Origin of the sequence: Luteibacter sp. 621, assembly GCF_050435445.1 — a bacterium.
In the GTDB taxonomy this organism is placed as follows: Bacteria; Pseudomonadota; Gammaproteobacteria; order Xanthomonadales; family Rhodanobacteraceae; genus Luteibacter.
Map to the genome: position 1 here is coordinate 47,344 of NZ_JBNDKI010000004.1, position 19,871 is coordinate 67,214.

Annotated in this window: 17 protein-coding genes; 7 read left to right on the plus strand and 10 right to left on the minus strand. The window is 61.9% G+C overall.

Features of this window, described 5'->3' with window-relative positions:
• Positions 1–3 precede the first annotated feature (3 nt).
• Positions 4–792: an SDR family oxidoreductase gene (locus ABIE56_RS06375; protein ID WP_429242995.1), complete on the minus strand. Its 789-nt coding sequence runs from the start codon at positions 790–792 to the stop codon at positions 4–6.
• Positions 793–1,027: 235 nt separating this feature from the next.
• Here ABIE56_RS06375 and ABIE56_RS06380 point away from each other — a divergent pair, with 235 nt between their 5' ends.
• Complete coding sequence (locus ABIE56_RS06380) at positions 1,028–1,798, plus strand: alpha/beta fold hydrolase (RefSeq protein WP_429242996.1); 771 nt, start codon at positions 1,028–1,030, stop codon at positions 1,796–1,798.
• A 91-nt stretch (positions 1,799–1,889) separates the two neighbouring features.
• Here ABIE56_RS06380 and ABIE56_RS06385 read toward each other — a convergent pair whose 3' ends face one another.
• From ABIE56_RS06385 to ABIE56_RS06395, 3 genes are all read right to left on the minus strand, one after another.
• The gene (locus ABIE56_RS06385; RefSeq protein WP_429242997.1) at positions 1,890–3,869 is read right to left on the minus strand and encodes a carboxy terminal-processing peptidase; all 1,980 of its coding nucleotides are present in this window, start codon (positions 3,867–3,869) and stop codon (positions 1,890–1,892) included.
• A 261-nt stretch (positions 3,870–4,130) separates the two neighbouring features.
• Positions 4,131–5,333: a glycoside hydrolase family 27 protein gene (locus ABIE56_RS06390; RefSeq protein WP_429242998.1), complete on the minus strand. Its 1,203-nt coding sequence runs from the start codon at positions 5,331–5,333 to the stop codon at positions 4,131–4,133.
• Positions 5,334–5,375: 42 nt separating this feature from the next.
• Entirely contained in the window at positions 5,376–8,288 is a 2,913-nt protein-coding gene (locus tag ABIE56_RS06395) for a TonB-dependent receptor (protein WP_429242999.1), read from the minus strand.
• Positions 8,289–8,627: 339 nt separating this feature from the next.
• On the opposite strand from ABIE56_RS06395, the gene ABIE56_RS06400 reads away from it, so the two are divergent.
• Both ABIE56_RS06400 and ABIE56_RS06405 read left to right on the plus strand, forming a co-directional pair.
• Positions 8,628–11,036: a glycosyl hydrolase family 95 catalytic domain-containing protein gene (locus ABIE56_RS06400; RefSeq protein ID WP_429243186.1), complete on the plus strand. Its 2,409-nt coding sequence runs from the start codon at positions 8,628–8,630 to the stop codon at positions 11,034–11,036.
• 104 nt (positions 11,037–11,140) lie between these two features.
• Positions 11,141–11,920: a hypothetical protein gene (locus tag ABIE56_RS06405; RefSeq protein WP_429243000.1), complete on the plus strand. Its 780-nt coding sequence runs from the start codon at positions 11,141–11,143 to the stop codon at positions 11,918–11,920.
• Between the two features lie 10 nt (positions 11,921–11,930).
• On the opposite strand, the gene ABIE56_RS06410 is transcribed toward ABIE56_RS06405, so the two are convergent.
• The 4 genes from ABIE56_RS06410 to ABIE56_RS06425 form a co-directional block, all read right to left on the minus strand.
• Positions 11,931–13,508 (minus strand): asparagine synthase-related protein, encoded by a 1,578-nt coding sequence (locus tag ABIE56_RS06410; protein WP_429243001.1) that lies wholly within the window; start codon positions 13,506–13,508, stop codon positions 11,931–11,933.
• Between the two features lie 81 nt (positions 13,509–13,589).
• Positions 13,590–13,754: a hypothetical protein gene (locus ABIE56_RS06415; RefSeq protein ID WP_429243002.1), complete on the minus strand. Its 165-nt coding sequence runs from the start codon at positions 13,752–13,754 to the stop codon at positions 13,590–13,592.
• 184 nt (positions 13,755–13,938) lie between these two features.
• Entirely contained in the window at positions 13,939–14,289 is a 351-nt protein-coding gene (locus ABIE56_RS06420; protein WP_429243003.1) for a hypothetical protein, read from the minus strand.
• A gap of 234 nt (positions 14,290–14,523) precedes the next feature.
• Positions 14,524–14,898 (minus strand): nuclear transport factor 2 family protein, encoded by a 375-nt coding sequence (locus ABIE56_RS06425; protein ID WP_429243004.1) that lies wholly within the window; start codon positions 14,896–14,898, stop codon positions 14,524–14,526.
• A gap of 210 nt (positions 14,899–15,108) precedes the next feature.
• On the opposite strand from ABIE56_RS06425, the gene kdsA reads away from it, so the two are divergent.
• Positions 15,109–15,954, plus strand: a complete 846-nt coding sequence (kdsA, locus tag ABIE56_RS06430; protein ID WP_429243005.1) for a 3-deoxy-8-phosphooctulonate synthase — start codon at positions 15,109–15,111, stop codon at positions 15,952–15,954.
• 113 nt (positions 15,955–16,067) lie between these two features.
• Here the strand turns inward: kdsA and ABIE56_RS06435 are convergent, their stop codons facing one another.
• Together ABIE56_RS06435 and ABIE56_RS06440 are read right to left on the minus strand one after the other, a co-directional pair.
• Positions 16,068–16,532 (minus strand): hypothetical protein, encoded by a 465-nt coding sequence (locus ABIE56_RS06435; RefSeq protein WP_429243006.1) that lies wholly within the window; start codon positions 16,530–16,532, stop codon positions 16,068–16,070.
• 120 nt (positions 16,533–16,652) lie between these two features.
• Positions 16,653–17,615, minus strand: coding sequence for a quinone oxidoreductase family protein (locus ABIE56_RS06440; protein ID WP_429243007.1), 963 nt, complete (start codon positions 17,613–17,615; stop codon positions 16,653–16,655).
• Positions 17,616–17,756: 141 nt separating this feature from the next.
• Between ABIE56_RS06440 and ABIE56_RS06445 the strand changes: the two genes are divergently transcribed.
• The 3 genes from ABIE56_RS06445 (at position 17,757) to ABIE56_RS06455 (ending at position 19,779) form a co-directional block, all read left to right on the plus strand.
• The gene (locus tag ABIE56_RS06445) at positions 17,757–18,524 is read left to right on the plus strand and encodes a MipA/OmpV family protein (protein ID WP_429243008.1); all 768 of its coding nucleotides are present in this window, start codon (positions 17,757–17,759) and stop codon (positions 18,522–18,524) included.
• A 179-nt stretch (positions 18,525–18,703) separates the two neighbouring features.
• Positions 18,704–19,303, plus strand: a complete 600-nt coding sequence (locus tag ABIE56_RS06450; protein WP_429243009.1) for a hypothetical protein — start codon at positions 18,704–18,706, stop codon at positions 19,301–19,303.
• Between the two features lie 71 nt (positions 19,304–19,374).
• The gene (locus tag ABIE56_RS06455; protein WP_429243010.1) at positions 19,375–19,779 is read left to right on the plus strand and encodes a hypothetical protein; all 405 of its coding nucleotides are present in this window, start codon (positions 19,375–19,377) and stop codon (positions 19,777–19,779) included.
• Positions 19,780–19,871 lie beyond the last annotated feature (92 nt).

Genomic DNA, 19,871 nt, shown 5'->3' on the forward strand with positions numbered 1-19,871 from the left:
CCTTTAGAACGACTGCGCAAGCAGGAACGTGTTGAACTTCTCGATGTAGGCGTGCTCCCGACGCCCCGGATTGTTCCGGCATGCGCTCCCTTCCGTAGCAACCGATTCCAGGGCATCGGTCGCCAGGTCGGCCATGGTCTGCGCGATGAAGGCCTCCAGGGGCATGGCCAGTGCGTGATCGGTCGCGCCAACGAAGCCCGTGGCCACCCATGGGGGAATAATTTCCTGCACGGTCACACGGGTATCCTTGAGGGCAAAGCGCTGGGATAGCACGTACGAGTGCAGTGCTGCCTTGGTGGCCGAAAACACGGAATACAGCGCAACCGGCGTAAACCCGGCGAAGGACGTCACATAGACAAGATGGGCCCGGGGCTGCCTGCGAAGGTGGGCCATCAGGGCCGAGGTTAACCGGATGGGCCCAAGGAAGTTGGTCTCGACCTCGGCCGTCATGCTTGCCTCGTCGATCAGGCTGCCGGGGTCGTCCCCCGATACGATGCCAGCGTTATTGATAAGCACGTTGAGTGAAGGATGGTCACGCACGACCACGGCTACGGCGCGTTTGACGGATTCGGGGTCTGTCACATCCAGCTCGATCGCCGCCATGCCGGGGTGCGACGCCACCATGGCCGCCAGGGCGCCGGCCCTTCGCCCCGCGACAATGACCGTGTTGCCAAGACGATGGAACGCCGACGCGAGGCTGGCACCGATGCCACTGCCACCCCCGGTGATCAGAACCGTGTTGCCGGTCAGGTCCATCCCGTCGCTCTTGCTGCCCCACAGGGGTGTCCTCACCACCATCCCCTTCCCCGCCGAACGCTGCTTGTGCGTTTCGCAATGCGATGACTATTTCATTGCTGGAGACGCGGGCGACAGGCACTCCACGCACGCTAACGGGGCCGCCAGAACCGGATTGCGCACGCAGTGAAAAAGGTGACAAGCGCTACGGCTGTTGCGCCTGCAAGCTCTTCGCTTCCACGCCCTGCTTGCGCAGGACGTGCCATGCAAGAAGACACCTAAAGGACACCACATGATTCGCACGATCTTCAGCACGGTGCTTGCCACCGCTGCCGGCTTCTCCGGTGCCGCCATGGCCGCCGAACGCCCCACCATCGTTCTCGTGCACGGGGCCTTTGCCGACGCCAGCGGATGGAACGGTGTGACCGCCAAACTCCACAGAGATGGCTACCACGTCATCGCCGCAGCCAACCCACTGCGCAGCGTGAAGTCCGATGCGGCATCGGTGACCAACCTGCTCAAGAGCATCAAAGGGCCCGTCGTTCTCGTCGGCCATTCGTATGGCGGCGCGGTGATCTCCGAGGCGGCGGAAGGCCAGCCCAACGTCGCCAGCCTTGTCTACGTCGCCGCGTTCTCGCCCGACGAAGGCGAAAGCGCCGCCGCCCTGACCGCCAAGTTTCCCGGCAGCACGGTAGGCCCGACGTTGGCGCCGCAGGTACCGCTGGCCGATGGTGGCAACGACCTTTACATCGACCAGGCGAAGTTCCCCGTGCAGTTCGCGGCGGATGTGCCGAACAACGAAGCGACGTTCATGGCCGTTAACCAGCGTCCGATCAAGGATGCCGCCTTCGGCGAACCGGCGTCCGCCCCGGCGTGGAAGCACATTCCTTCCTGGCACATCTATGGCGATGCCGACAAGATGATTCCGCCCAAAACCCTTGCCTACATGGCCGAACGCGCGAAGGCGAAGAAGACTGTGGTCGTTCCCGGTGGCTCACATGCGGTGATGATCAGTCACCCCGCCGAAGTGGCCGCGATCATCGAAGCCGCCGCAGGCAAGTAACAGCTCACTGACAACCATGTGCGCTGGGTTGCCCGGCGCGCATGCGTGGCTCGTGGCGCGGTGGCGGTGTCGAACGATTCGCGTGTCGGCATCAGGAAAACGCCTCGCCATCTGCCACGGACCGCAGAAGCACTGCTTCATCCTCGGCCATCGCCGCTGCCTCGTGGAGGAACGGGTCGTCGTGCCGCCCAGCCTTTGTACGGGCCGGCCCCACAGGCCGCTCAAGCGGCGTCAAGCCATCATCCGCGGTGACCGTATCGTCATCGCGCTGCCCAGGATGGGCCAGCGCGCGTTCGCGGCGGTGCAGCGCCTCCATGTCGCGCATGTCCGCCTCACGGGCCGCCTTTCGCTCAACCAGGTTCAACGACACCGTCGACCGGTCCGCCATCTTTCGGCAGGCGGTAAGGCGCTCGACGGCGACCTCCCATGCCGCGTCCTTGCCAACGCGCAGGTCGTGCTCCTTTTGCAGCGTCGCTTCGATATTGGCCAGGCGCGGGGCCTTGCGGAACTCAGCAGGCGGCACGGACGATGACGGAAGCGCATTCCGGTAGGTGGATTCACCGAATTCCGTTTCAGCATAGGTCTGCGGGAAAGCGATATCAGGGCGAACGCCCGAAAGCTGCGTGGTGGCCCCGTTGATACGATAGAACTGCGCGATCGTCATCTTGAGTTCGCCCAGGCCCTCGGCGTGTGCCACATCGTCGAGATCAACGAGCGTCTGCACTGTGCCCTTGCCGAAGGTACGCTCGCCAACGACGACCGCGCGGCCGCGGTCCTGCAGGTCCGCCGCCAGAATCTCCGAAGCGGACGCAGAGGCCCGGTTAACCATCACGACCAGTGGTCCGCTCCATAGCGCGGGTCCATCCGCCTTTTGCACGTCGATACGGCCCTTGGCATCCTTCACCTGGACCACAGGGCCTGCGCCGCAAAACAGCCCGCCGAGCGCCACCGCTTCGCCCAGTGAGCCGCCGCCGTTGTCACGCAGGTCTAGCACGATTCCATCGACCTTCTGATCGCGAAATACTTTGATGTGGTCAGCGACGTCCTTGCTGACACTACGATAGTTGCCGCCGTTGCGCTTCGCTTCAAAGTCTTCGTAAAACGATGGCACCGACAGCACGCCGATACGATGCGGCGCGGCGCCGGCGCCGATGTCAATGACGCTCGCCTGGACCGCCTGGTCCTCGATGCTGACGTGCTTGCGAACGAGCGAGACAAGGTGGCCCGCAGCATCGCCCCTTCCTTCGTCGGGAAGCACCTCGATACGCACCGTCGAACCGCTCTTGCCGCGAATGAGGGTCACCACGTCATCGGTGCGCCAGCCGGTCACATCGACCATGGGCCCGGACGTGCCTTGCCCCACGGCCGTAATCCTATCCCCCACATTCAACCGGCCCGACGACACCGCCGGGCCACCCGGGACCAGTTCGGTCACCTGGGTGTATTCGTCGTGCTCGCGCAGGTACGCACCGATGCCTTCGAGCGACAGCGACATCTCCGTGTTGAACTGGCGGGCGGTGGCCGGTCCGAAGTAATCGGTATGTGGGTCCATCGCCTGCGCGTATGCCTCCAGCAGCCACTGGAAGGCATCGTCGGAGGTGGTTTTCCGTGCACGGGCCGCCATGGTCTCGTACCGGTGGCGCAGCGTCGATCGGATGGCGTCATCCGCTCGACCGGCGAGCTTCAGTCGCAGCCAGTCGTCTTTCACCCGAATCGCCCACAGCGCATGCAGCTCTGTCAAAGAACGCGGCCGCGGCGCACTTTTTCGATCAACCGGAAATGTTTCGTGGGTCGAAAAGTCGGGAGGCGTGCCAAGCGCGGCAACGTCGAAATCCGCCTCCTCCACCAACCGGTTGAGGTACTCGTTCACCGGCGACATGAGCGGAGCGATGTCCCCATCCGCCAGGCGTTCGCCTATGACATTCCGAACGGTAGACAGGCGCTTGACGTCCGCCGCCGTGAAGATCGACCGCTGCGGATCAAGGCTTTCAATGAGCCCGTCGAAGACCTGACCAGAAAGCGCCCCATCAAGCACCCGCGGGTTCAGGTGGTAGCGGCCCAGGAGCGTCATCACCACCTGTCCCGCCTTTTTCTGGGAACTGGCCGGTGTGAGCGCGATCACCCCGCTGACGGGCGCGGCCCATGCCGCAGAAAGCGGCAGGCAGAGGCACAGGAGGACGAACAGGGGGCGGCGGGAGGGCATGGCAGGCGGCACCAGGGAGGCGACCGATGAGGCTATCGCTGCCATGCGGGTGCTTCTATCCCCCAAATGGGGAGGCTGGGCACGATGGCATCGTCCAGGCCGCATCGCCCGGACGATGCCACGCCACCATTACTGACTAATGCGATACATCACGGTCGCGTGCGGCGCGAGACTCACCTTGATCGCCCCATCCCCCTTGGCATCCGTATGTGCCCAAAGATCCCGCACGGTATGGCTACCACCGGCCTTCAACCCGATCTCGGCAGGCGCCACGGTCACGTCCTTGGCGGCATCGCCCTCATTGAACACCGCCACGGCCTTCCCGCCGTCCTTGAGCGGCTTGACGATCACGTGGATGCCATCGGCGTCGCGCACCTGGTGGCCCTGAACGCCCAGCGGATCCTGGTCGATCGCGATCACATCCTTGTTCAGCAGGATCTGCAATGCATCCGGCTTGATCGTGCGCAGGTCGGTACCGATAAGCAGCGGCGAGGCCATGATTGACCACAGGCTGAAGTGGCTGCGGTATTCCACATCGGTCATGCCGCCATTGCCCACTTCGAGCATGTCCGGATCGTTCCAGTGGCCGAGGCTCGCATACTTATCGAGCACCACGTTTTCCTTGAAGATCTTCAGCATCGAAGCATAGGTATCCGTGATATCGCCCGTGGTACGCCACGAACCGGCATTGACCGGCGCCTTGCTGGCCCACAGCCACGGCTTGTTCTCGCCCCACTCACACATGCTGAAGAAGATCGGCCGGCCGCTGCTGCGAAGGGCATTGGCCATGTCGGTGTAACGCTTTTTCGCGTCGATCTTCTGGTTATTGCAGTTGTCGTATTTCAGGTAATCGACGTGCCACGAGGCGATCGTCTTCGCATCGTCCTTCTCATGCCCCAGACCACCGGGGAAGCCGCGATCTTCCTGCAGCGGCTCGCAGGTGGACGTACCTGCACTGGAATACACGCCGAACTTCAGGCCACGCTGGTGGATGTAATCGGCAAGCGCCGCGATGCCGCTCGGGAAGCGCTTCGGGTTGGGCGTCAGGTGCCCGTCCTTGTCACGCTGCCAGTTGGCCCAGCAATCATCCACGTTCACGTAGCGGTAGCCGGCATCCTTCAGCCCCAGGCTGATGAACTTGTCGGCGATACCACGGATCATGGCTTCATCGAACTCGGCGCGGCAATGCGTGGAGTTCCAGTTATTGAAACCCATTTGCGGCAGCAGATCCGCGGTCTCGGCCGCCTGCACGGGCGCGGTGGCAATGCCCGCCGCGCAGATAAGCGTGCCGACGATGGCACCCCGAAGGATGGTTGCCAGGTTATCCCGCATCGCTATACCTCGTGTTGGTCGAAAGAACATTCAGGGCCGCCATCAGAACGTGCCCCGCAGGCCCACCGTGTAAATCGTGCCATCCGCTTCGGCGTACAGGAACCGATTGCGGTAGACCGAGTAGTCGTACAGGTGCTCGTGAGTCAGGTTGGTGCCGGAAACAAAGGCCGACAGGTGCTTGTTGATCGCATAGCTCGCGCTCAGGTCCACCTGGCCGTACGCGCTACGCGTGGCCGGCTGGGCGCCGCCGCCGTACGAAATGCTCTCCAGGTACTTGCCGCGCCAGTTGTACGCGGCGCGCACCTGGATCGGCCCCTTCTCGTAATACAGGCTGGCGTTGGCCGAATCACCAATGCCGGGAACGGCGAACTTGCCCGAGGTGGAGATAAGACCCGGGCTCAGGTTGGTGCTGCTCTTCACATGCGTGTAGTTCAGCGCCATGCCAAGGCCATCAAACGGATCGGGCAGGACGTTCTTGAACTGATAGTTGAAGGTCACCTCTTCGCCATAGATGTTCGACGAGTTCAGGTTGACCGGCTGGGTGAGCGACCAGGTCAGCGGCTGCCCGCTGTTCTGCTCGGTCAGGAACTGCACCGGCGAGCTCACCAGCGTGCTGAAGTCGCTGACCTTCTTGTAGAAACCTTCCACCGCGATATAGCTGGCGTCATTGATGTACCACTCCAGGCCCATATCGTAGTTCCGCGAGGAATACGGCTGGAGCTGCGGGTTACCACGCGAGATGGTCAGCGAGTTCGGGCGCACGCCATAGCTCGTGTTGTAGTACAGGTTGCTGAGCTGCGGCGGCGTCAGGGTCTTGGAGAGCGATAAGCGATAGACCAGGTTATCCAGCAGGTTCAACTTGAAGTTCAACGACGGCAGCCACTTGTGATAACCACCCTTCGCCGACTGCGGAGCTAGCGGGCCATACGTTACCTGGGCATTGCTCGTGTCGTTGGGGTCCACGTAGTACGTGACCGGCGGCTGGTTCACCGCCGTGGAAGTCGAGACGATATTGAGATACCGGACGCCCACGTCGACCGCCCAGGGCATGTTCCACATGGTGTCTTCGAAAACCGCCTTGGCGAAGAACGCCTTCTGGTTCTCGCCCACGTTGTTGTAGCTACCGGGGTTGGGCGCGGCATCCAGGGTGCCGCCGTTCGCGGCAAGGCCGGCAAGCAAGGCGTTGCGCTTGTCGTCCGGAAGCTGGTTATAAGCTGCCGGTGACGCCAGCCACGCAAGGTAGGCGCGCGGGTCGTACTGAATCCACTCCGAGGGCGCACCCGGCGATGACACGCCATGGATCTTCGACGGCGCATCGTAGACGTAGGCGCCGACAGCATCCGGCGGAACGTTGAGCGAATAGCCACAGTAGGCGTTGCAGAGGATGCCGTTGGGCGTGCCCCAGCTGTCTGACTTCACCCACTGCTTGGTGTACTGCACACCCGCTTCCAGCCGCGTAAGCACCTGGTCGTGGAAGGCCTTATCCAGCTTGAGCTCGTAGTTGTTGACCTTGTTGGTCACGTTGTTGCCCGAACCCGCATTACAGCAGTGCGCCGCAAGGTTGGACATGTCGGTGGTCGACAGGATGTTGGAGTAGCTCGGTGGCTCGCTGTTACCACCGTTGGTCCAGGTGGGGTTCGTGCCAAAGTTCTTCGCACCGATCACCAGGAAGTAGCCGTTCGGGCTCTCCTTGTTCCATGCCTTGGAGCTGGAGACATCCAGGCTCAGCTTGGTGTCCTGGTCGATATCGAAACCGAGGTTCAGGCCGTTCTGGTAGCTCTTTTCGTAGCTGGGTGCGTACGACATGACGTAATCGTTCGCCATGACGTTCGGGCCCGAGCCCTTGCGGACGAAATTGAGCACCGTGTTGTTCGGGTCGACGGTCAACGACTGGATATCGCCGGTGTTGCCGTATTCGCCGAACTCATGCTCAAGGCCATCCACCTTGTAGCTGGAGAACAGGGTATCGAACTGCACGGTGAGCTGGTCGATCGGCTTCCAGTCGATCGCACCGCTAACGCCCTTGCGGGTGCGCGTTTCATCCAGCACGTTGGTGGCCAGGGTTTCCGGCACCGCGACGTTGGTGTACGTCGGCGTCGTCTGGTTCGGGTCAACCTTGATGTCCTGGCCGGCATACCACGAGCTGGCCTGGGTATTGAGCTGGGTGTCCTTGCGCTTGTAGTACTGCGCCGAGGCCATCCAGCCGAAGGTGTGGTCGGCGTTGGTCCAGCCGAACAGGCCCGAGGCCTTCGGCGTGGTCTTGCCCTTCCAGTCGCCGGTCAGGTTGCTGTTAACGCCTGCACCGCTCCACGCCCCGTGGTAGCCGCTGAAGTCCAGCGGACGCGCGGTCTGGATATCCACCACGCCGCCGATGTCCACTTCGGTAATGTCGGCCGACGAGGTTTTGTTGACCTGGGCGACGCTGATGATTTCCGACGGGAGCACATCGAAGTTGAAGGCGCGCGAGCCGGAGGCCGTGGCCATGGGCCGGCCATTGATGGTGACGGCCACGAACTCGGGGCCGAAGCCGCGAACGGCGATCTGGCTGGACTCACCGCCACTGCGGTTTACCGACACACCGGGGACGCGCTGAAGAGCGTCAGCCACGTTCGCGTCAGGGAACTTGCCCGCCTCTTCGGCGGAGATGGAATCGACGACGTTGACCGAATCCTGCTTGATCGCCTGCGCACGCTGCAGGGCGGCCAGCTGGCCGGTGACGGCCACGCCGCCCAGATCGGTGATCTTCTTTTCGTCACTGCCGTCGGCAGCGGCTGGCTTAGCCGGCTTGGCCGGTTTCGCGGGCGGCGTCGCCGCTTGCGCCCCGGCTGGGGTGGCGTCCGGCGCTGCCGCCGGTGCCGTCTGCGCGAAACCCGGTGCGCCGTAGCCTGCGATCCAGGCCATACCCGTTACCACGAGCGAGCGCCGCACGGCGACCGCCAATTTCGTTAGCTGCATGGTTACCCTCCCCGACCTTGTGAAAAACCCCGATGAGCAATCACGGTCTGCTGCCCGATGCTTGCCGGCACCGCTCCCTAAGACGGCACCACGAAGCCTCGTTTTTTCCCCGTCACCCCAAACGCCAGACAGAGCCCCCAGCAGCTACCGCTCATTTGTAGTACTTATTGATCGTTGCCCAAATTCGGCGTCCTCAACAAGCTGCGCCGCAGCATGACAAGCCCAGCAACGGCGGATTAGATTGATTTGTCTTACAAATCAATTCTTCGGAGCCTGGCCACGCCAATGACGAGCGACGCAGATGGGGGGCTGCGCGGGGACGAATCGCGCACCGAACGCATGGGCAGGCGCCAGTTCCTGAAAATGTCGGGAACCATGGCAGCCATGCTTCCGTGGCTCACCCTTCCCCGCTTCGCGGAAGGTGGGCCCGTGAAACGCCCAGCCGGACCCATGCAGTCGGCCGACGCGAAACACATGCTCTGGTACCGCACGCCAGCCCCGGAGTCGAACCTGCTACGTGAAGGCCTGCCCGTAGGCAATGGCCGCCTCGGTGCCCTGGTCGGCGGAGAGCCAGCCACAACTTGCCTGTACCTCACCGACGCCTCGATGTGGCTGGGAAAGCGCGATGTCGCGCTGGGTGATGACGGCCAGTTCGACTACACCACGGCGTTCTTCGGCAGCCTGGTGATGCTGGCTAAGCTCTACCTGTCGGTCGACGGGCATGACATGGCCCATGTCACCGACTACCGGCGCGAGCTTGACCTGGACCAGGGCTACTTGCGCATCGCGTACCGCAAGGGCGGCGTTACTTACGCATGGGACATCTTTGCCAGTCATCCCGACGACGTGATCGCCATCCATCTTTCGCAGGGCGGTGGCGGCTCGTACAGCGGTTCTATCGCGTTACATGGCATGCACGGGGATACCCCGCATGCCGAGCTTGTGCGCGGGACGCTAACCGCCGCGACGAGCCATTTCCAGGGCACCCTGGACAACGGCCTGAGATATGCCGCCAGCGCCATGGCATTTGCGCCGTCAGGGACGGTGAGCGCCCACGCGGACGGCATCCGTTTTGCGAATTGCAGCACACTTTCGATCATCATTTGCGGCGGCACGAACTACACGCCGGACCTGGCTCGCGAGTTCATGGATGCGTCGATCGATCCGCTGGTGCTTGCCACCCGGAAGACCATGGCGGCCGCCTTGCAGACGCCGGCTGTGCTGCTGCATACGCACGTTGCCGACTATCGCGCGCTATTCGACACCCTGCGTGTCAACCTGGGATCCTCGACGGGCAGCCAGCGCGCCATGGACACCTGGACACGCCTCCAGGCCCGGGCGGCGGCCGGATCCGCCGCAGACCCGGAACTCGAGGCGACCTACCTGCAATATGGCCGGTATCTGACGATTGCCGGCTCCCGAACCAGCCTGCCGACCGGGTTGCAAGGCCTCTGGCTCGATAGCAACGAATCGCCGTGGATGGCCGATTACCACAACGACATCAACATCCAGATGAACTACTGGCTGCCCGATCGGGCAGGCCTTCCCGGTTGCTTCGATCCCTTTACCGAATACTGCGTGAGCCAGGTCGGCGCCTGGGCCGCCGCCACACGCGAGCACTTCAACGATCCGCGCAATAGCTACCGCAACAGCTCGGGCAAGCTCGCCGGCTGGACCGTAGGGATCTCCACCAATATCTACGGCGGGGGTGGCTGGCGCTGGCACCCCGCGGGTAACGCGTGGCTTTGCAATAACCTGTGGCAGCATTACCAGTACAACCTTGACCGGACGTATCTGACGCGCATCTATCCATTGCTGAAGGGCGCCTGCGAGTTCTGGGAGGCTCGCCTGCTGACGGCAAGCGTAAAAGACCCTGCGACCGGGCTCACGCGCGACGTTCTGATTGATGATGCGGACTGGTCGCCCGAACACGGGCCAACTGATGCCAAAGGCAACACCTACTCACAGGAGTGGGTCTGGGACCTGTTCGAGAACTACCGCCAGGCCGCCTCACTTACCGGCGAAGATGCCGGTTATGCTGAGACCATCGCGCAGCTTCAGAGGCGGCTGTATCTCCCCCAGGTCAGTACCAAGACTGGCTGGCTGGAGGAATGGATGACCCCGGATGATCTGGGGGAACACCAACACCGGCACCTCTCGCCACTGGTCGGCTTCTTCCCCGGCGACAGGATACGCACGGACGGCAGCTCACCAGCGCTGATCGAGGGCGTCACCCGCCTGCTCGAGGCCCGCGGCACGGGCGGCTATGGCTGGGCCGGCGCCTGGCGCGCGATGTGCTGGGCGCGCCTTGGCCAGGCCGAAAAGGCGTATCAACTCGTTCTCAACAACCTGTCGCCGTCAAAGAACCGAAGCAACGGCACCGCGCAAAACCTGTTCGACATGTACCAACTCGATGCCGGGCACGATGCGTTTCAGATCGACGCCAACTTCGGCACGCCTACGGCCATGCTGGAGATGGTGCTGACTTCGCGCCCTGGCCTGATCACCCTCTTGCCTGCACTGCCCGGGGCATGGGCGGCTTCGGGATCGGTCACCGGCATCGGTGCGCGCGGTGGCTTTCGTGTCGATGTGTCCTGGAAACAAGGCAGCCTCACGTCGGTGACCGTGCGAAGCGTCGGCGGAGAAATGACGCGCGTGAAACACGGTGGATGGGAAAGGGAGATATCGCTCAAACCGGGCGGCTCGGTAACGCTTTCACCAGACGCCAATTCGTCGGCACGCGGTTGAGCGCAGCACGTTGTAGGCAAACGACTACACGAACGCGCGGGCAACGCTGTTGATCGTTGGCTTTACCATCTCGGTTCCTGTCAAACCCACCACCGAGCATCGAGATGGCTGCCCGACTTCGCGATCCGAACATCCAAGACCCGCTCCGCGCGACATTACCTGGACTTGCCTCGTCTGGCGAGCGCACCGATGATGCGCGCATCGAATCACGGGTTGCTCACTTGGAAAACGAGTTTCACCACATCCGCAGAGATTTCAGTGCCGTCCACGCCGACGTCTCAGAAATCAAGCTTCGCGTTACGTCACTTGAATGCACCGTCGTAAAGATTGATACGAAGATCGATGGCATGGCGGCTCGGCTTGACGCCAGGATTGGTGGCGTCGAGGCGCGTTTCGGCGCCAGAACGGACGGGATCGAGGCAAAGTTTGACGCCAGATTCGATGCCCTCGACATCAAAATCGATGTCCTAAACGAAAAGGTCGATACAAAGATCGATGCCCTCAACGAGAAAATCGATACAAAGGTAGATGCCCTCAACGAGAAAATCGATACAAAGATCGATGCCATCAACGAAACAATTGATACCAATATCGATGCCCTCAACAAGAAAATCGATACAAAGATCGATGCCATCAACGAAAAAATTGATACCAATATCGATGCCCTCAACAACAAAATGGACGGCACGTTCGGCGCTCTGATGGCGCGTTTTGACACAATGACTCAATCGATTGAGCGCTTTCCAACCAAACTGCAACTTGCGCTCTGGGCCGCTGGCGGCATGTCGGCACTTCTGGCGATGGCCGCCGCTCTTATCGCGCTGCTTCTAAGAATGAGTGGCTACCCGTTCGCGGCCAAGGCCGTCGAATCGGTCCTGGGCTGAAGGGCGCCAATCACGCGCTTGCTTGCCGCGCGCATCGCTCCAGCCAGAGGAATGAGGCGAATGCGGATGTCGCCGGGTGTGATCGGGTCGTCTCGATGATCCTCAATAGCGCGATCACTGCGCCACGATCCACCAGGCCAAGGTCCGCCAGTGCGCACTCTCGCAACTGCGCGACGAGTTCCCCTGCGTGTTGCGCCACCAACGCTGGCAACACATGGGCAAAGGTCTCCTTCAGATACCCCTTGGGAAATACATCCGCGCCAAGGTGGTGCTCAAGATAGCGCCGCATGACTTCACGCCCTTCGCGGCTGCTCCGCGGCAGCCGGTGGCAGAAGTGTGCTAATCGCGGATCACTCAAAGGATGAACCGGCCACTGGCCGTGTTTCAGCAGATCGGGGGCCCTGCACGCATTGGCCAGCAGCGATGTCACTGGCACCGGGCTGACAGGCGCATCAAACATGGGCCGGCTACGCGCCGCTGCGAGGGCCCGAGGCGTCAACAGGCCCTCGGCATAACTCCGTGCGTCGCGACCCCATAGGGGGCCCTTCGCAGTCTCCTCCGAAATCTCATTGAGATAGGCGGGGAACAGCTCATCCCCACCCACCCCAGTGAACAGAGTATGGCGTCCCCTGTCACGAGCCGAGGCCCATAGCGCCGAGCACGCCTCCAGATAGAACTCGCGGCAAAATCCGTAAGGTTCGCTTGGTATGCCGAGGTCCAAACCGGGAGGAAAGGCCGTGATGTCGACGGTATGGTCGGTGAGACCGAGCCGTTCCGTGATGAGCTGTCGGCGCCGTACCTGCGGCGCCCGCACCTCGCCGTCGAGCAGGATGCCCTTGCTATCGAGGTTCCCATGTCGTCGGGCAAGCGCCACTGCGACCGTCGCTGAATCCATGCCGCCACTGAGTTCGAGCGAAGCAAGCCCTTCCAGCCACGGCCGCAGCGACACGGCGCGATCAAGCGCCTCCGCAAAGCGGGGCAAGGTGTCCTCACCATCGTCTGTGGCGGGATGGCCGTCCGCTAGCGCTTCGGGATACCGAAACCGCACGCGGCCCGGCTCCACGTGCAATGACGAGCGCTCCGTCAGTAGTACCACACCGGTGTAGAGCTGCCTTGCCGCGTAGGTGGTCTGCAGGGCCAATTGGTGGCTCGCGACCTCCATATCGATCATCGCGGATCGCCCGGTGAAGTCCGCCGAATCCCACGACGCGGTCACCGTGTCATCCACTACTGCGCAGTACACCGGCGCCGAACCCAGCATCCCCGCACGCAGGCGAAGTCGATGCCCCGCCTGGGCCACCTCGACCATGACATAGTCGAGCGGCCAGAGCAGACATTGCTGGTGCAGGGATTGATAGGTTTCGACATCCGGCGCATCGATGACATGGATGCGCGCGTCGGTCGCACGGCCTGAATCGACCTGGCGCTCCCTGACAACCATGAACCAACGGCCCGGAACACGGACCAGCACCGTCTCAAGCATCGGATGTTCGTGGGGATCGAGATGGCTCGCCCCGATCGTCAGGACACCACCGCTCCATGTGGGATCGAACGACAGATCAGCCAGCGCAATCTCAGCCTTAATCACCAGCAAACTCCCTCAACGAAAAAGCCGCCCCGATACGAGGCGGCTTCGCTTTCACATAGCGGAACGGGACAATGCCGGAACTCAGCCCCAGTCGCCGCCGCTATGCGTGGAACCAATGCGGCCGATGTCACCCACATCGTCGATCTTCGGTGCCCACTTCATGGAAGTGGATGCAGGCTGCATCGGGCCCTCCATCTGGATACCAAACGGATTGACGTCATGCATCGGCTGGTCGCGCTTTTCCATAGGAACGCTCCGAAGTAGGTTGGCCGCACTACGCGGCTCATCGACCGTAGCATAGGGTTCGCAAATTGCGATCAGCGAGCAGTATGCAATTACGGAAACGGATACGGGCGAATGACCAGCCAGCCGCTCGTGTAACCAAAAGGCCCCGGCATGAATATGCCAGGGCTTGTGCCGCTCATGACGGTCAATGTTTCTGCTTGTAGATGTGCCCGCTGTTGCGATTTTCAGAATGGTTCAGATTCTTCTGCTCAGCCTTGGTCAAATGGCCATTGTGCTTCGCCTCATCGACGCTTTCCCGACGGGCGATATTCGCATCGTGCGTCTCATCGCGCGCGGCTTGCTTCTGGGTCATCGTGCCGTTGGCCACACCGTTGTTGATGCGGTTCTGCTGATTATCCAGCCGGTTATTGACCTCGTTAACGCGCGGGTGGCCTGGCACGTCGGCCTGCGGCGCCGCCTGGGCCATGGCGTGGCTGGAGACGGTCACGGCACCGACGGCCAGGGCGAACATCGCTACCTTCGATACTACGTTCATGGACATGGTTTTCCTTTGGTAGACAAACATGCGGAGTGGAATCTGCTACCCAGCCTCGACGGCAAGGTTGGCAAGCACGCACCGAGCGGTGTCCGTCCCAGTGGATCCATCGTCCCTCCCGTCGCATTGATGGGCCCTGCGCTATGCAGGACCGTATAACGACCTAGGAAACGCCGTGTTGACCGCGCATTTTGTAAAGATTGTGTTCCGTTCAGCTTGGCGGCCCGGACACACTCAGTGCGGCACTTGCTTCAGTTGCGATGGCCCGACGATATCGAAGCGGGTGACCAAGCCATCTCGCACCCGGAACGCATGATGGATGACTTCATCGAGCAGGACCTCACCCTCAAGGTCGCGGACAACCTGATGAACTTCCACCACGGTTGCACCATCCGCCGCACGCTCGATCGCTAATGGCGTTACGGCGGGATCGATCACCGACCACTGGTAGGTCCAGTATTCGCGGACCGCTTCACGACCGTGCACATGCGTCCCTTCCATGCCATTGGCCCATGCGACGTCATCGGCCATGGCGGCCAATACAGCATCGATATCGCGGCGGTTGAAGCCGTCGTAAAGGCTACGAATCAGTTGCTCATCATTCGACATGGGGCAATCCCTGGTTAATGGCGCTCGCCGGCATAGTGACGGCATCTCCCAGGATAGTCAGCCGATTTGGCTTCGGCGGCAAGCGCAGCATCCAGCGAATCCCTCCGACGCCACTCAAGCCACGCCAGGGCGCGAAGCGCAACCCTGCCCCGTACGCCCACCCAATGGCGGTACCATTGGGGTCTGTCTCACCCCTCTTCCGGAGCCCTCATGAACGTTTCCATCGCCCCCGGCGTAGAAGTCGGTAACCGCCTTCCCTTCGTGCTCTTTGGCGGCATTAACGTACTGGAGGACCTGGATTCCACCCTGCACGCGGCCGCTCATTATGTGGACGTGACCCGCAAGCTGGGCATCCCCTATGTGTTCAAGGCCAGCTTCGACAAGGCCAACCGCTCGTCCATCCATTCCTACCGTGGGGTAGGCCTTGAGGAAGGCATGCGGATTTTCGAGCGGGTCAAGAACGAGTTTGGCATCCCTGTCATCACAGACGTGCATGAGATCTTCCAGGCGCCGATCGTCGCCGAGGTGGTCGATGTCCTGCAGATCCCGGCCTTCCTCGCCCGCCAGACCGATCTGGTGGTGGCCATCGCGAAGACGGGCCGTGCCGTGAACATCAAGAAGCCGCAGTTCATGAGCCCCACCCAGATGAAGCATGTCACCAGCAAGATCAAGGAAGCGGGGAACGAGCGGATCATCCTCTGCGAGCGCGGCGCACAGTTTGGCTATGACAACCTTGTGGTCGATATGCTCGGGTTCCGCGAAATGGTCGAATCAACTGGCGGCTATCCGGCCATTTTCGACGTGACCCACAGCCTGCAGCGCCGTGATGCCGGTAGCGAGGCCAGCGGCGGACGCCGCCGCCAGGTCGTGGAACTGGCCAGAGCCGGCATGGCGGTAGGCATCGGCGGCCTGTTCCTTGAAGCCCACGCTGATCCGGACCATGCGCGTTGTGATGGCCCGAGCGCCCTGCCGCTGACGGCGCTTGAACCGTTCCTGGCGCAGATCAAAGCCATTGATGATCTTGTGAAAGGCTTTGCGCCTCTCGATATTCGCTAAGCACAATCTCGTCGATTGAACATGAAGGCCCGGACGATCAGTCGTCCGGGCCCCTGTGTTTTCGAGGGCCCGCCCTCGGTATGACCAGGACTCCGCTTACCGACGACTGCCCGCTAGGCGACCCAACGAACATGATCACCCAGGGCAGCCCAGAGTGCCCCTATGGCAACGGCGCCCCAACTCCCAAGCTTTACCATTCCCCAGATCCGGTGTTCCCACTTCGCTAGCCGCCTGACTTCCAATGCCAGTTCATTGACGGTACCAACGAGTGCCTTGATAGCGGCCTCGATACCATCGAAACGCTTATCAACGGCATCGAATCGTCTGTCGACAGCCTCGAATCGCCTGTCGACGTCATCGAAGCGCTTATCGATTGCTTCGAAGCGCTTATCGATCGCCTCAAAGCGTTTGTCGACCGCCTCGAACCGTCTGTCATGAGAATCAAAGCGCCTATCGTGCCGCGCCAGAGTGCTCATAATCTCGATGTGTGCGTGGTGGTAGCCCACACGACCTGGCGAATGGATCGGTTTACAAGTGCGATCCTGCACACACCCTCGTTTCGTTGCGCGATAACTCATGTCTAACCTCCTTGACCAGCGAAAGCATGTCAAAGGTTAGCGTCTGGCCAAGACTCACGTATGTAGGCAAAAGCTCAAATTGCTTAAGCCGTTTCTGGCAAGCGTGTAGGCGCCCCTGCGTCAGGCACCGTCAATCACCATCACGATCTTGCCGATAGCCTGGCGACTTTCGAGGAATCGATGCGCATCGGCACCTTCGGGAAGCGGATAGGTTGCCGCGATCTTCGGTCGCAATACGCCGCTTCGAATCTGTTCGAATAGCGCAGCGGCACGCTCTCGCCGCACACTGGCGCTCGTGAGAACGTTCCACAGGTCGCCGCCGGTGAGTGTCAACGATCGATCCATCAACAACCGCGGATCAACGAAGTCCGGGTCGCCCGCAGCCATGCCGTAGAACACCACCGTGCCACCTGTTCGTGTCGCTGCGAGACTGTCACCCAGCGTGCGGCCGACCGAGTCGTAAACGACATGGACGCCTTCGCCCTCCGTGGCTTCCAGCACGCTCGCCACGAGATCGTCATAGCCGAGCACGACGTCAGCACCCGCATCGCGTGCGGCCTTGCGCTTTTCATCCGACGAGGCGACGCCCAAAACCCGCACCCCTTTCGCGCGCAGCATCTGCACCAACAACAGCCCCACACCGCCAGCAGCGGCGTGAACTAATGCGGCCTGCCCATTCCTCGGCTGAGAACTGTCCGTCACGAGATACTGCGCGGTGAGACCCTGAAGCAAAAAAGCCGCAGCCATCTCGTACGACACATCGCCGGGCAACGGAATCAGCTTATCCGCATCAACCGCCACCAACTCGGCGTTAGCGAAGGGCATATCCGCAAAGCCGACGCGCGCGCCCTTCGGAAAAGGCCCGCCCTCCGAGACGATCTCGCCCGCACCTTCGTAACCGAGTATCCACGGCGCACCACCCGCCAGGTGGTACGTGCCATTGCGGCGATACACATCCGCGAAATTGAGCCCCACGGCCCGGATGCGGACCATGACCTGGTTTGGCCCAACGGCCGGATCGGCAATTTCATCCCAATGAAGTACGTCGGCACCGCCGAACTCACGAAAAAGAAGGGCCTTCATGGCAACACCTGGGAGCGCAAAAAACAGGCACCCATAATATCCCACCCGCCCCCTACCCCATTCCGTGACCTGCCGGGGCAATGTTTACGCAATGTTGCCTAAGCCACCATCGCGCCTTTCGCATTAAAGGCAGCCTGGCAAATGGCAAAGAAATTCATGTTCTGCGGCGCGTCCCTATTGGCACTGGCCGCCGCCCCGTCTGCGTACGCCCAGGACCAGAGCCAGGCTGGCAAGCTCAGTATCGGCCTCGGCGTCGCGTGGAGCCCCAGCCCCTACCGCTCCTACGATAACAAGGCGTGGCCGCTGCCCATGGCCAGCTACGAGGGCCAGCGTTTCTTCCTGCGCGGCCCGAGCTTCGGCGCCCGCCTGTGGAATTCATCATCAAGTGAGCTGGCCGTGGCGCTCTCGCCTATTGGGATCCGCTTCCGCAGCAAGGACACCAGCAACCCGCAGCTACGCCAGCTCAACGATCGTGACCTTTCCGCGCAGCTTGGCTTGCAGTGGCAAACCCGGGGCACCTGGGGCCGGTTGGCCGTGGCCGCGCAACGCGAAGTCACAGGCCACGGCGGCGGCCATATCTTCGATGCCAACTACTCGTACCCCATGCCGTTCGGCAATGCGGTAGTACTTACACCCATGGTGGGTGTGGCCTATTCCAGTGGCGCCCTCAACGATTACTACTACGGCGTGAGCAGGAAGGAAGCCGTGCGCAGTGGCCTGCCCGCCTACCGGGCCGGCTCCGCGACGGCCCCTTACCTTGGCGCCTCGGCCCTGGTCAGGCTCGGCAAGAAATGGTCGGCCATCGGCACCTTCCGCTACACCGATCTGCCGGACGAAATCAGCAACAGCCCCATGGTTCATGGCAGCACAACGATCGGCTACTCGGCGGCGCTTCTGTATACGTTCTAGGGGCGCGAATCGCACCCGCGCGAACGTCTCCCTGCCGTGCCAGATGACCGTGCGGGTGTCATCCATTAAGCGGCAGCGCGGGGCAGCGATTACTTGCGATGTAATTGCTGCCCCGCGGACGCGAGCGAATACTGGCTTCCCCTGAGCACCACCACGGGCCACGCGCCCCGGAGAAAGCCATGAACAGCAAGTTCAGCGAGTTCGTATTCAGCGCGCACGATGGTTTCAACGAGCCGGCCATGCGTGAGGCGTTTTCGCACGCCGTACCGATCAAGACCATCGTCATCTACTGCCTGGATCCGCGCGTCACGGAGATCCCCGCCGCGGTCGCGCGTTTCCTCGGTGACGAGACCTACCCGGGTGAAGTGCTCACCGACGAAAGCGGTTCGCGTATCGGTTCGACCACCACACTGGCCACGGTAGCGGTCGCTGCCGGCCGTGCCGTCGACGCCGTGCGCTCGGTTTCGGTACTGCAGCACCTGTTCGGCATTGAGACCATCGTGGTCGTCCACCATTCCAACTGTGGCGCTACCTCGTACAGCGCAGAGGGTATGGTCGAGGCGTTCCGGCACGAACACGGCGCCGATATCTCGCACGCCTATGACCACGAGAGCATGTGCATCACGGATTTTGAGGACTCGCTTAGCTACGACGTAACGCTGCTCCGCAAGAGCCCGGGTGTACCGCAGAGTGCTTCGATCCTGGGGCTGTTCTACAACACGGATACGGGCGAGTTAACGGAAGTGGTTCGCGACGAGGGAACTTACGGGGGCAAATGATTCGACAGCCGCGCCGGATGCCTTCTATCGGCCTACAATGGGGGGCGTCGAACCGCCCCCTGGAGGCCGCCATGACGCTCGCCATTCGCCCCCTTCTCGTCCTGGCCATCGTCACCTGCGTTGCCACTCCGGCTTACGCCTACAAAGACGACCCCGCCGCCGAACTCGCCAAGCTCACCAACGGCCGTATCGCCGGCAACCCGCAGCGCTGCATCGACCTGCCACAGGTGTACAACACCCAGGTGATCGACAAGACCACCATCGCCTATCGCATCGGCTCCACCTACTACGTCAACAAGCTCCGATCCGGCGCCGAGGCACTGAACTCAAATGACGTGATGGTCACCAAGACCTTCGGTTCGCAGCTATGCGAGATGGATACCGTGGACATGGTGGATCGCTACGGCGGCGGTCGCCGCGGTTTTGCCATCCTGGGTCCGTTCATTCCGTACAAGTTGCCGCCTAAGGACCACTGAGTGAACCGCCCCGTGGCTTTGCGGAAGCCCCTGTAACACCCGCGCCACACTTCCACACATTTGCAAATATCCCCAACTTGCCCCAACCTTGC

Bases quoted from the DNA above. Each gene is read 5' to 3' on its own strand.
- ABIE56_RS06380 (WP_429242996.1), top strand. From the start codon at position 1,028: ATGATTCGCACGATCTTCAGCACGGTGCTTGCCACCGCTGCCGGCTTC.
- ABIE56_RS06385 (WP_429242997.1), bottom strand. From the start codon at position 3,869: ATGACGCTCCTGGGCCGCTACCACCTGAACCCGCGGGTGCTTGATGGG.
- ABIE56_RS06390 (WP_429242998.1), bottom strand. From the start codon at position 5,333: ATGCGGGATAACCTGGCAACCATCCTTCGGGGTGCCATCGTCGGCACG.
- ABIE56_RS06395 (WP_429242999.1), bottom strand. From the start codon at position 8,288: ATGCAGCTAACGAAATTGGCGGTCGCCGTGCGGCGCTCGCTCGTGGTA.
- ABIE56_RS06400 (WP_429243186.1), top strand. From the start codon at position 8,628: ATGGGCAGGCGCCAGTTCCTGAAAATGTCGGGAACCATGGCAGCCATG.
- ABIE56_RS06405 (WP_429243000.1), top strand. From the start codon at position 11,141: ATGGCTGCCCGACTTCGCGATCCGAACATCCAAGACCCGCTCCGCGCG.
- ABIE56_RS06415 (WP_429243002.1), bottom strand. From the start codon at position 13,754: ATGGAAAAGCGCGACCAGCCGATGCATGACGTCAATCCGTTTGGTATC.
- ABIE56_RS06420 (WP_429243003.1), bottom strand. From the start codon at position 14,289: ATGAACGTAGTATCGAAGGTAGCGATGTTCGCCCTGGCCGTCGGTGCC.
- ABIE56_RS06425 (WP_429243004.1), bottom strand. From the start codon at position 14,898: ATGTCGAATGATGAGCAACTGATTCGTAGCCTTTACGACGGCTTCAAC.
- kdsA (WP_429243005.1), top strand. From the start codon at position 15,109: ATGAACGTTTCCATCGCCCCCGGCGTAGAAGTCGGTAACCGCCTTCCC.
- ABIE56_RS06435 (WP_429243006.1), bottom strand. From the start codon at position 16,532: ATGAGTTATCGCGCAACGAAACGAGGGTGTGTGCAGGATCGCACTTGT.
- ABIE56_RS06440 (WP_429243007.1), bottom strand. From the start codon at position 17,615: ATGAAGGCCCTTCTTTTTCGTGAGTTCGGCGGTGCCGACGTACTTCAT.
- ABIE56_RS06445 (WP_429243008.1), top strand. From the start codon at position 17,757: ATGGCAAAGAAATTCATGTTCTGCGGCGCGTCCCTATTGGCACTGGCC.
- ABIE56_RS06450 (WP_429243009.1), top strand. From the start codon at position 18,704: ATGAACAGCAAGTTCAGCGAGTTCGTATTCAGCGCGCACGATGGTTTC.
- ABIE56_RS06455 (WP_429243010.1), top strand. From the start codon at position 19,375: ATGACGCTCGCCATTCGCCCCCTTCTCGTCCTGGCCATCGTCACCTGC.